Below are 11908 nucleotides of genomic sequence, written 5' to 3'. Positions count from 1 at the left end.
ATGGTTATGGGATTGTAGAAAATCAATCACACTGATTCACTGTGATGCGTTAACATCAAACCGCACCCTAAAAGACTGATGGCTTTTGGGGTGTTTTTTTATGTGATGGGTGAGTTGGTTGAGTAAATTTTTTTAGAGGTGGTTAAGGGTTTTTTAAAAAAAACTGTTAGACTATTGAACAGGTATTTTATAAAATACCCATCATTTTTTAATGTGATGATTGTGATTGATAGGGTGAATGATGGCAAACATACATCTTTTGGTGGATACTTCCACGCAGTGCATGAGTGTTTTTGATGGCGATGGGGTGATTCATGTTTTTGAGATATCTACTGCTAAAAATGGCACAGGTCAGCTTGAAAATACAGGCTGTACGCCATTAGGTCATCATCAAATTGCCCAAAAAATCGGGGGCGACTGCCCTAAAAATGCTGTCTTTGTCGGACGGGTATTCACAGGGGAAATCTATGATGAGCAGTTGGGACTTAGCAATCCTGATAGAGACTGGATTTTGAGTCGTATTTTGTGGCTGGATGGTTGTGAGATGGGTGTGAATAAAGGTAACAATGCCGATGGGGTGTGTGATAGCTTGAGTCGCTACATCTATATTCACGGCACGCCAGATACAGAGCCGATGGGGGTGCCAAGATCGCATGGCTGTGTGCGTATGCGTAATGATGATATTGTACTGCTTTATGAGATGGTCAATGAAGGCACGCCTGTACTGATCGTCTGATGTGTTTGGGCATCACCGCCACCTTGAATATGGAGTAAACTGTGAATCTACAAAAAGTCGACCTGAATCTGTTGGTATATCTAGATGTGTTATTGCGTGAAAAAAATGTAACTCGTGCTGCCGAACAGCTGGGCATCACGCAGCCTGCCATGAGCAATATTTTGCGTCGCTTGCGTACTTTATTTAATGATCCATTGCTCATACGCTCTAGTGAAGGCATGACGCCGACAGAAAGGGCGGCTGAATTACAACCTCGCATTCGTGAAATACTCGCTGATATTGGCACACTGCTTGAACCACGCACTGAATTTCGTCCTTACAGCACTTCTAGAATGTTTCGCATCATGACAAGCGATTATGCTGAAGCGACACTGGTGCCAAAATTGGTGAAAGCCTTGCGGTCGGAAGCACCGAATGTGATTTTGGATTTTTTGACGCCATCGGATGTGTCCTATCGAGACATGGAGCAGGGGCGTGTGGATTTGGCAATCAACCGCTTTAATGAGATTCCTCAAAGTTTTCATCAAGTGCTGGTCTGGCGTGATACTTTTAGCTGCCTGTTGTCAGCGGACAGCCCCTATGTGGAGCGATTCAATCTTAAAAACTACCTAAAAGCACAACATGTTTGGGTGTCAAAGACAGGCATGGGGGTGGGATTTGGGGTCAATCCTGAAAAGTCAGGTGGTCTGGGTGCCATCGATCAAGCACTGCAACGCCTTGGGCAAAAACGCCAAATCAGTGTCTTTACTCGCCATTATCAGATGCCAGCAATGCTTACCGCCAATAAGGACTTGATTGCGACATTGCCGACTCGTGTCGCACAGCTACAAGCTTACAACAATCCACAAATCATCGTCAAAGAACCACCATTTTTCATTCCTGAATTTGAACTGACGATGGCATGGTCGCCATTGTTGCAACACCATCCAGCACATCGATGGTTGAGACAGCTCATCTTGCATGTGGCACGCCAAGTCATTGCAGAAGAAAAGAAACAACTGTACTTGGGTAAGTCTTCGCCTGCATTTTTATGATGCGTCTTTTGGGCGTTTGGGTGGGTGTCGGTTTGAATGCTGGCTTTACGCAGCCATCTTATTTTGGTGGTTGGGTTGATGAATTGATGCGTTTGTGCCTTTGATCAGGCAGTATTAAAGCATCATCATCGAAGCTTGGTAGGGGGGTGAATACGGCATTTTTGGCAGGCAGTTTTTGGCTGTGGCGAAGTCGCCAGTTATGAATGCCGTCATTACTGACCTGTAGATAGTACTTGGCGGTGCTGCTGTCCAAATGCACTTGACCAGTATAAAGATTACCATCTGCATGCTTGATGATGAAGTCCCTATCTTTATTGCTGTCGGTGGCGTGAGAGATGGAGACGGTGAGTGATTTTGGGTAGGTTAAAGGTGTGCCATCTCGTAGCTTGCCAGTGCTTAGTGTGTCTTTGGGGTACCTAAGTTCAAACTGCACCAAATCACCATCAAACCGCATCACCCCAGATACGCCCAAATCATGTGCCAGCTGATCACGAGTGGCATCTTGATAAAGCGTTTTACCGTCCATGTACCAATCATCACGCACCGTACTGTCTTGAATGCGAATCGACCACACAATAAAAAACACACACACCACCACGACCAACGCAGGCAATCCGACCACAAAGATGGTCATGAATGGGTTTTTATACCAAGGTTCTTTTTGGGGGGAGGGGTTGGTCATGGCGTGATGTCGTGTGGCTATATTTGGGCGTATTGTAGCACAGTTTGGGCATTAAGTCATGCCAAGTGCGTTTGATGACTTTCAACTCACATCTTGCTGATTTGGTTTTTTTGGAATGGTGCTGGGTAAATGGGCTGAAAAATCAAGCTGTTAGTAAACTTGGATGACATGAAACTGGCATTGTTCATGGAGCATCATTCATCATCTCGTCTTTGTTTTTCTAAGGTGGAGGCTTTGCCCCTATTGACCCCTGCAACATAACCAAGCAATACCGCACCGCCAATCTTCACCATCTCTGATGCCAATGCGGTGTTGTTTGTCTTCATGGCGACCACCAAAACCACCGCAACCAAAAATGCAATGATGCCGAACAGGATGTGTCTTGTTTTGTGTATTTTGGAAAATAGGCTTATTTGAGCAGTTCTTACGCCTTTTTGGGCTTCTATGCTTGTCAAGGCGATTTTTTCATTAGAGCGGATTTTTTCTCGCTCAAGCTCAAGCTCTTGTTGTTGTAGTTGATGGGTTTGTTTTTGGCTTTCTACCAAATCCCTAACAACTCGTACCAATTGTTGTTCATTGGGCTTGTCTGAATGATGTCGGTTTTGACCCATCATGCACCTTCTGGAAAAAGTACGGGCGTATCATAACGCACACGGAATGATCCAAAGCTGCGACTGCCCAGCTTTGGTGGTATGAATTCCACTTCTTTGATGTTATCTTGATGTTTGGCGACTTCTTGAAGATAATGTTGAGCAGAAACAATGCGTTCGCGCTTGGGGACGAGAACAGGGGTTTTTGACTTTTTTGCATTCATCACAATACATCCTTTATTTATTAAACAAAAAAGTCCACACGCTAAGTGAATTCGGACTTTACTCATTGCTTGGTGGCTCAATGTGTTTTCTTTGTAAAAACAGCACGGTAATGACACCAATAATGATGCCGATGGGCATGCTGGCAAGCCAAATATGACCAAGTAAGCAAACCAAGCAGACAATGCAATCAAGACCAGTAACTTATTATATCCCTATCCATCATAAATGACAACATTTGTTATCAAGTATCATTAAAAATCATTCAATAAAAAACCGCCCAAAAGGGCGGCTGCGTCGGTCATTTTTTTGGTTCATAGATAAAATTATCTTCAGCACTGGCACTGTATTTGCCATCTTCACTATACACAGTGATGGTGATGGGTGTTGAGCCTGTTTTGATGACAGCGACATCGCCGATGATGCTGACAGGCAGATCATATGGTTCATTGGCCTGTAGTGGCAGTCTGTCAAATCGTGGACGCAAAGTCATGCCAGGATGGTCGCCCTCCAGACGCACTCGATACACTTGGCGTTCGTTGGTCTTGTTGACGATTTTTAGGACATAACTGTTCTCTACTTTTTCATGGCGAACGGTGCTAAGCTCCTTACGATCATGACGAATCTCAAGCTCAAGCGGTGCACGACCCGTTGCCACCAGCGTCGCTGCTGTGAACAGGGCGACCAAAACGAATGTGTAAGCGAATATGCGAGGGCTGATGATTTTGGTCTTTTGTTTTTCGACCATTTGGCGTTCGGTGGTGTAGCGTATCAGCCCACGAGGGTAGCCGACCTTATCCATGATTTCATTACAAGCATCGATGCAGGCAGCACATTGGATACATTCTACTTGCAGGCCATCACGAATGTCGATGCCAGTTGGGCAGACCTGCACGCACATGCTACAATCCACGCAGTCGCCATAGCCTTCTGGGTGAGTGCCTTTTTTGCGTGCACCACGAGGCTCACCTCGTTCATAGTCGTAGGAGACGAGCAGCGTGTCTTTGTCAAACATCACCGACTGAAAGCGGCCATAAGGACACAGATGCACGCACATGTGCTCACGCATGTAGCCAGCATTGGTCTGCGTAACAAAGGTAATCAACAAGAAAAACACCCAAGTCATCTTACCCCAACCCATGAAAAACAGCGAATGCCCATTAAAAAACAGAGCGTCCACCCCCACGATGAAGGCGATGAAGGTCAAGGCGGTGATGGCGGAGATGATGCCCCATGTCAGATGCACGGCTAGGGTTTTTAGGATTTTTTTGAGATGCCAAGGTGCTTGGTCAAATTTGATGCGTTGATTGCGTTCGCCGATGATCCATTTTTCGATGTGCTGATACAGATGCACATAGATGGTCTGTGGGCAGGCATAGCCACACCACACACGCCCAGCATACACCGTTACCATGAATAAAAGCATGGCAGCGATGATGAAAATGAATGCAAAAAAATAAAAATCCTGAGGCATGAAAGTCGCCCCAAAGATATAAAACTTCGGCTCAATCACATCAAGCAGTATCGCCTGCCGACCGTCCCAGCGCAGCCAAGGAGCGACCAAAAACCCCACAAATATCGCATACATCGAGATGAGGCGAATGGTCTGATATTTGCCCTTGGCAAAGCGTGGGTGGACACGATGCTTGGTGGCGTCCATGTCCTTAGAATGCGGAATGAGTTTCTCTGGTGGTGGACGCTGTTTTTTGGGTCGCTGTGGTGCTGGCTTGGGCGTAGGATTGGCCTCATCTGCTGGCACTTTGGGTGGTTGTTGTGAGTCTGACATAGGGCACCTAGTATGGCTGGCAGGAAAAAAATATTGACCGATGACAGCTACTGCGATCATTCGTTTGGGCCATCGTTCGGTAGCTGTGTTATTATATCATCATTCATGATGTTATTCATAGCAATCTTGCTGATGATTAGGCAAGGTCTTATTTGTCTTTGATGAACCGCAAAAGAAATGATTAAGTCAAAAAAATATCAAAAAAAAGCTTGACAACATGACGATAAAGTTGTAATAATGAGTCGAGCCTTAAAAAAGCTCCGATCATTCACGATCGTTTAATTTTTTTATTAACAAAACAAGGAGTAATGTTATGAAAAAATCCATTTTTGCATCTGTAGCCTTAGGAGCTGTTGCAAGCATGTTAGCAATTTCAAGTGCATCAGCAATCACTCCTGATAGATCTGGATGGTGTACTCGTGAGTATGATCCAGTGCCATATGTAACAAAAGATGGTAAGCGTATCACAGCACCTAATGAATGTGTTGCCAAACACTGGAAATCACAAGGTCGCTAATACGAGCATGTGTTAAATTTTTAAAAAACAGCGGTGCTTAGTCAAGTGCCGTTGTTTTTTTGTTGTGTCGAATGACATTTAAGCTAAATGGTAAAGTGTCAATAGCCATCGTGCGGACGAATACCATGATCATCAATGCCTTTTGTCAAAGACATCAGCTTGGCGACGCTTCGTCAGTCAAAAACAGCACCCAAAGATTCACTCCTAAACCACCAAAACAGTGCACTCAAAAGTCCATCAAAAAAGTAAAACATAGATTGTTACATTAGGATAACAATTTATCTTAACCCTCACGATTGTCTTGTGATAAAATAGAAGAACATGTATTAAGGTATTGACAGTGCCATTCATAAGATTCATACTGCATCGCATCGCATCGCATCGCATCGCATCGCATCGCATCGCATCGCATCGCATCGCATCGCATCGCATAAATTACAGCTTAAAAACTACCCCATTGTTTATTGCTCTGGCAGTAAGCAATGGAGTGGTTTTTGATGTATTTTTCCGCTGTTTTTTGGTTATTTTTTTCAAATCTGACCATAAAAACTGCCAAACATCATCTGATGCTGTGTTTAAGATGCTTGTATCAATGAATCACTCTTTACAGTTGGCTCTGTCAGGCTGTAAATCTCGTTTATAAAATAAAGGTATTGTGTATGAACAGTATATATAAAATTGTCTACAACAAGGCGACAGGCACCTATCAAGCGGTGGCTGAGTTTGCCAAGTCGCAGACCAAATCCTCAGGTGTGGTAGGTAGCGTTACCAAGCCGACCACAGGGTCGAACACTCATGGTCTGACCAAGCTGTCTTTATCCGTACTGGCGATGTCTATTGGTATGACATTGACCAACAGTGCGATGGCTGCTAAAACAGTTCAGCAGAATACTGCTTCATCAGGCAACTATTCTTCCGTTGTGCTTGGTGCTACCAGCGACACTGCAGGCCCTGAAGGTGCAGCGATTATCGATGAAGGTGTTGCAGATAGCCTGCCTAATAAAACAAATCCTAGCCATCGGAGCGTTGCCGTGGGCGGTGGTACTAGAATTACAACAACCCCATTTGCTACAGTGCTGGGTGCTGGTGCCAAGATTAATAATCGTCAAAAAGGTAGCGTTGCTTTGGGTGCTTACTCTACTGTTGGCAACATTAATAAAGGGGAGAATGCACTTCAGATTGAGATCGGAGGTCAAGTTTATCAATTTGCGGGAAAACCAAATGAACATAGTACCGTACTATCAGTAGGTTCTGGTGTTCCAGTCGAAGCGACTAAAATTGGAGATCGTATAAAAAAACCTACCATGTCGCAGGGTCCTGGAAGTAGACTTATACAGAGAGGTGAGCACTGGGCTGACGATACCGAAATGTCATCAGACTATCAATACCGCCAAATCCAAAATGTCGCAGCAGGTACCATCTCTGACACATCTACTGATGCGATTAACGGCTCTCAGTTATTTGCTGTTGCAGAAGCAGTCAAAAAGCTTGCTGAACAAGGCCCTGGTGAACTAGATCCACTACAATTTGAAGCAAATAAAGATAACTTTAATACCGACGGGGATAAGGTTATTGATCGTAAGCTTGGGCAAAAGCTGAAAATTATCGGTGCTAGTGATGGTGCTGCTGGAATCATTACGAATACGAATGGCGATAAAGATGCCATTGAAATTTCTGTCAAGCTTGATGAAGATGGTCCTTTAACAGTTGGTGAAAAAGGTATCAACTTAAATATTGATGGTGATACCTTGGAGCTCACCGGAGATGGCCGTAACAAAAAACTGAGTGTTAAAAAACAGCCAAACGATCAAGCTCTAACAGTCACGACCGATGCTGGTGATGGACAAAAAATCACTAATAATCTGCAAAAAGATGGCACCGCTCCTTTATCAATCAAAGGTAAAGCAGGCAAAGGCATTGAGACCAGCGTTAATGATACTAATGACGGTGTTGATATTGCTGTTAAAATTGATGACCCTGATAACAATCCGATTTCTGTCGGTGCAGGTGGTCTGAAATTCAACTTTGATGAAGGTGATTTCACAGTTGAGGACAATGGTGGTCAGAAGAAGTTAAAACTAATACCTAAACCAGCTCAAGGCGGTGTCGACAGAGATACTTATGTCCATGTCAATACTGGTGATGGCGGTCAACAGCCAGGAGATGCAGAGACCAACAAGGGTAAAGCGGACGAGAAAGGCGGTGCGACTGGTACTAAGTCGATTGCAGCTGGCGTGAATGCTAAGGCTCAAGGCCATAGCAGTGTTAGTATTGGTGATAGATCGACGGTGGGTGATCGTGCTCAAAATAGTGTCTCTATTGGTGCGAATAACAATATCGAAAATGCAAATGTTTTTGTATTAGGCTCTGCTGTTACAAAAACACACGCCAATTCGGTATTTTTGGGCGGTAGTTCAGGTTATATTGCAAATAACTCATCTGCTGGTGCAACAAAGGTTCCGGCAGCCATGATTAATGGCGTGAGTTACGGCAATAACGGAGATGCTTTTGCCGGCCATACCCCAGTTGGCGTTGTTTCCGTTGGTAATGATACCCAAACTCGTCGCATCCAAGGCGTGGGTGCTGGACTAATTACAGCACAAAGTACCGACGCCATCAACGGTAGCCAGCTGTATCATATCATCGATACTGGTGGGTGGAAGTTGCAGGCTAATAATCAACCAGTTGGCGATGGTGAAGGTTTGGTTAAATGGGGTGATACCGTCAACTTTGTTGGTGAACAAGGGATTACTGTAACTGGTCAGAATGATAGCGGTACAAGAAAAGTCACCATTAAAGGTACCGAAATTACCAAGCAGGATACAGATAATGGCTATAAACTAATCATCAAAAAACCTGATGGTAGAACAGAGGAACTAGAAATCCGCAACGGCCGTGATGGTGCCCCAGGTGCCAAAGGCGACCGTGGTGAAAATGGTGCCCCAGGTGAACGCGGTGAGCAAGGTCCTCCAGGACCAGCAGGTGCAGTAGGTCCAGCCGGTCCTCGTGGTCCAGCCGGTCCTATGGGACCTCCAGGGCCACAAGGTGAACAAGGTCCTCCAGGTCAAGGTGGTGGAGCTGGTGGTGCAGGTGTACCTGGCCCTAAAGGTGATGCAGGTCCTCCAGGACCTACAGGCCCAGCAGGTCCGACTGGACAGCCTGGCCCACAAGGCCCTGCCGGCAAGAATGGTGAAACTGGCCCACAAGGCCCTCCAGGTCCAGCCGGTGAACGCGGTGAGCAAGGTCTACCAGGCGAAAGAGGTCCAGCAGGCCCAGCTGGTCCAAGAGGTGAAACTGGTCCTGCCGGTCCTAAAGGTGCTGACGGTGCCCCAGGTAAAGATGGTGAAGCTGGTGCTCAAGGTCCAATGGGTCCTGCTGGTCCAGCCGGTGCTCGTGGCGAAAGAGGTCCAGCAGGTCAGGATGGTGCCCCAGGTGCCAAAGGCGACCGTGGCGAAACTGGCCCAGCCGGTCCAGCCGGTCCTCGCGGTGAAAAAGGCGATCCGGGTGCTCCTGGCCAACGCGGTGAGCGTGGTGAACAAGGTCCTGCAGGTCGTGATGGTGCTCCAGGTGCCAAAGGCGATCGTGGCGAAACAGGCCCAGCTGGTCCTGCCGGTCCTCGCGGTGAAAAAGGCGATCCGGGTGCTCCTGGCCAACGCGGTGAGCGTGGTGAACAAGGTCCTGCAGGTCGTGATGGTGCTCCAGGTGCCAAAGGCGATCGTGGCGAAACAGGCCCAGCTGGCCCAGCCGGTCCAACAGGCCCTCAAGGTCCTCGTGGCGACAAGGGTGAAACTGGTGAGCGTGGTCCACAAGGCGAAACAGGCCCTAAAGGTGAACGCGGTGAAAAAGGCGATCCAGGCGAACAAGGTCCTAAGGGCGATACAGGTCCGCGTGGTGAAAAAGGTGATCCAGGCGACAATAAAGACATGTATGTCCATGTCAATACTGGAGAAGGTACCCAAGGTCCTGGCGAAGCAGATACCAACAAAGGCAAAGTCGACGAAAAAGCCGGTGCAACAGGTGATAAGTCTGTCACAGCTGGTGTCAATGCCAAGGCAACCGCAACTGGCGGTGTCGCTCTAGGCTCTGAGTCTAAGGCGGATCGTGAGGCGATTAATGCTGGTGCAAAAACAGTTAGTCGTGAGCCAAACAAAGACCAAAATCAAGTTTATTCACCGCTGACCGAAAATGTCAAAGTTGATCATCCGGAGACGAACGCATTAAATACCGCCATCACCGAAACCGTCAAAGGCAATCAAGGTGCGGTATCGGTAGGTAATGATGGTAACACTCGCCAAATCATCAATGTCGCTGCAGGTTCTGCCGATACTGATGCGGTGAATGTCGCACAACTTAAAGCATTAGCTGGCTTGCCAATCACCGTAGAAGCTAATGAAGGTGGTTCGGTACCTGTCAAGCTTGGCGATCGCTTCCCTGTGAAAGGTAAAGAAAACGGCGGTATAGTCACGAGAACTGATATAGCCTCCAATGGTCTAACGCTTGAAGTTAAACCTGACGGCACGAAAGGTGTTGAAGTCGGCCCTGAGGGTGTTGCTGTTAAGATCGATAAAGAGGCCGGCGTTAAGTTTAATGACGGTAAAGTTGCTGTTAACTTAACTCCAAACAAAGGTCTAGAGTTTGATCCTAACGGTGGTAATGATGGCAAAGGCATTGGTGTCAAACCACATCACGGCATCACTGTAGATCAAAATGGCGTATCTGCTAAGCCAGATCTTGCTAAAGGCATCACTGTTGATGCACAAGGCATTGGCGTTAATATTGACGACAATGGAGGCTTGCAATTCAATCCAACTCAGCCTGCCAATAACGGTGAGAGAAAGTTAGCGGTTAAGCCACATCATGGCATCACTGTTGACAACAATGGCGTCAGCGTCAAGCCAAAAGAAAACGGTGGTGTAACAGTTGATCAAGACGGTGTTTCTATCAAAGTTGACCCAGCTGGTCCATTAAATGTTGGTAATGATGGTCTAAACATCAATGTTGGTGATCAATTCACCATCGCAGATGCAAATGGCAAAAAGCAACTGCAAGCCAAGCCACGCTTATTTGAAGCGGATAAGGGCAATAATGGTGGTACGACAGAAGATGACAAAAAAGTCAGTCGCAATCTTGGCGATAGCTTAAAAATCAATGGTAAGCAAAATGCCGGCATTGAAACTTCTGTGAATGCTGCTAAAGATGGTATCGACATTGCTGTGAAAGCTGGTCATGGTATCGAAGTTGGCGCTGATGGCGTGAAAGTTAAGCCAAAAGCTGATGATGGCGCATTGACCGTTGATCAAAATGGTGTGTCTGTCAATGTTGACAATAAAGGTGTTAAAGTTGAAGGTAACCAACTTACTGTCAATCCAGATGAGTCTAAGGGTATTCAGGTAACTGATCAGGGTATCGGTATTAAGCTAAAACCAGATACTAATGGTGTTAAAAACCCATTGACTGTAAGTAATGAGGGTTTAAACCTTAATATCGATCCGAATACACTAGAAGTTGCAGGTGATAATGGTAACAAGCAGCTTAAAGTCAAAATCAAACCGCAAGGTGGTATCACTACTGAAGGTAATCAGGGTCTAAAAGTTGATGTTGACGGCTCAACCGTTCAAATCACACCTGACGGTAAAGTCGCAGCTAAGACCACAACCCTAACGCCAAACCAAGGTACTGGTAAGGTTGACGCACCAAATGGTGGTGATGAAAACGCTTTAGTTACTGCTGGTGATATTGCCAAAGCCATCAACGAATCCGGCTTTAAACTCACTCACTCTCAATCAGAAGGTGGTGAAGCAACTGGTACAACAGACCAGCTCATCAAAACAGGCGAGACTGTTACCATCGACGCTGGCAAAAACATCAAGCTTAAGCAAGAGCAAGGCAAAGTCACAGTATCCACCAAAGATGATGTGACCTTTAGTAGTGTTCAGTTTGGTGATGGAGGTCCAAAAATCCAAGGTGATAACGGTAACAGAAGTACCATCAAGCTGACGGATGATCAGAATGGTCCAGTAACAATCGCCAACCTAAAAGAGGGCGTGAATGATAACGACGCTGTTAATGTCAAGCAGTTGAAAGATTCAGCAACCAAATATTTTGCTGATGAAGACATTTCTAAGCCACAAGATGGTGAAAATACTGCAGCAATCAGCAAAGATTTTGCTAAGACATTCGCAGATAGTACGGTAGGTATCAAGGGTGGTAAGACCGGCGATGTCAGCAACATCACTACTAGAATTGATGCTGATAACAATACCATCGAAGTCGCTCTAAACCCTGATGTTAAAGGCTTAAATAGCCTGCAATTTGCTGAAGATCAAGGCATCAAAGTTGGT

General features: G+C 46.0%; 8 protein-coding genes. 4 read left to right on the top strand and 4 right to left on the bottom strand.

The window, feature by feature from the left end; all coding sequences use genetic code 11:
* Positions 1-238: 238 nt before the first annotated feature.
* Both M2R47_RS08570 and M2R47_RS08565 read left to right on the top strand, forming a co-directional pair.
* Positions 239-736: a L,D-transpeptidase gene (locus M2R47_RS08570; RefSeq protein WP_283162950.1), complete on the top strand. Its 498-nt coding sequence runs from the start codon at positions 239-241 to the stop codon at positions 734-736.
* Positions 737-777: 41 nt separating this feature from the next.
* Entirely contained in the window at positions 778-1770 is a 993-nt protein-coding gene (locus M2R47_RS08565) for a LysR family transcriptional regulator (protein WP_249101923.1), read from the top strand.
* Between the two features lie 58 nt (positions 1771-1828).
* Here M2R47_RS08565 and M2R47_RS08560 read toward each other — a convergent pair whose 3' ends face one another.
* From M2R47_RS08560 to ccoG, 4 genes are all read right to left on the bottom strand, one after another.
* Positions 1829-2452 carry a FixH family protein gene (locus M2R47_RS08560; RefSeq protein WP_249101919.1) on the bottom strand — a complete coding sequence of 208 codons (624 nt, stop codon included), beginning with the start codon at positions 2450-2452 and terminating at the stop codon, positions 1829-1831.
* 194 nt (positions 2453-2646) lie between these two features.
* Positions 2647-3066: a hypothetical protein gene (locus tag M2R47_RS08555; protein WP_249101904.1), complete on the bottom strand. Its 420-nt coding sequence runs from the start codon at positions 3064-3066 to the stop codon at positions 2647-2649.
* On the bottom strand, positions 3063-3266 hold the full coding sequence (locus tag M2R47_RS08550; RefSeq protein ID WP_249101943.1) for a hypothetical protein: 204 nt from the start codon (positions 3264-3266) through the stop codon (positions 3063-3065). Before M2R47_RS08550 ends, M2R47_RS08555 begins: the two co-directional genes overlap by 4 nt.
* A 299-nt stretch (positions 3267-3565) precedes the next feature.
* Positions 3566-4924, bottom strand: a complete 1359-nt coding sequence (ccoG, locus tag M2R47_RS08545) for a cytochrome c oxidase accessory protein CcoG (protein ID WP_249101925.1) — start codon at positions 4922-4924, stop codon at positions 3566-3568.
* A gap of 439 nt (positions 4925-5363) precedes the next feature.
* Here ccoG and M2R47_RS08540 point away from each other — a divergent pair, with 439 nt between their 5' ends.
* Both M2R47_RS08540 and M2R47_RS08535 read left to right on the top strand, forming a co-directional pair.
* Positions 5364-5567 (top strand): hypothetical protein, encoded by a 204-nt coding sequence (locus M2R47_RS08540; RefSeq protein WP_249101900.1) that lies wholly within the window; start codon positions 5364-5366, stop codon positions 5565-5567.
* A gap of 659 nt (positions 5568-6226) precedes the next feature.
* The coding region (locus M2R47_RS08535; RefSeq protein WP_283162949.1) for an ESPR-type extended signal peptide-containing protein at positions 6227-11908 on the top strand (5682 nt) is incomplete at its 3' end.

Origin of the sequence: Moraxella oculi, assembly GCF_023336735.1 — a bacterium.
Lineage (GTDB): Bacteria > Pseudomonadota > Gammaproteobacteria > Pseudomonadales > Moraxellaceae > Moraxella > Moraxella oculi.
Note: the sequence above shows the minus strand (reverse complement) of the source record. Positions and strands in the feature narration are given on the sequence as shown.

Excerpts from the sequence above, each read along its gene's own strand:
- ccoG (WP_249101925.1), bottom strand. The coding sequence starts at position 4,924 with ATGGACGCCACCAAGCATCGTGTCCACCCACGCTTTGCCAAGGGCAAA.
- M2R47_RS08555 (WP_249101904.1), bottom strand. The coding sequence starts at position 3,066 with ATGATGGGTCAAAACCGACATCATTCAGACAAGCCCAATGAACAACAA.
- M2R47_RS08570 (WP_283162950.1), top strand. The coding sequence starts at position 239 with ATGATGGCAAACATACATCTTTTGGTGGATACTTCCACGCAGTGCATG.
- M2R47_RS08560 (WP_249101919.1), bottom strand. The coding sequence starts at position 2,452 with ATGACCAACCCCTCCCCCCAAAAAGAACCTTGGTATAAAAACCCATTC.
- M2R47_RS08550 (WP_249101943.1), bottom strand. The coding sequence starts at position 3,266 with ATGAATGCAAAAAAGTCAAAAACCCCTGTTCTCGTCCCCAAGCGCGAA.
- M2R47_RS08540 (WP_249101900.1), top strand. The coding sequence starts at position 5,364 with ATGAAAAAATCCATTTTTGCATCTGTAGCCTTAGGAGCTGTTGCAAGC.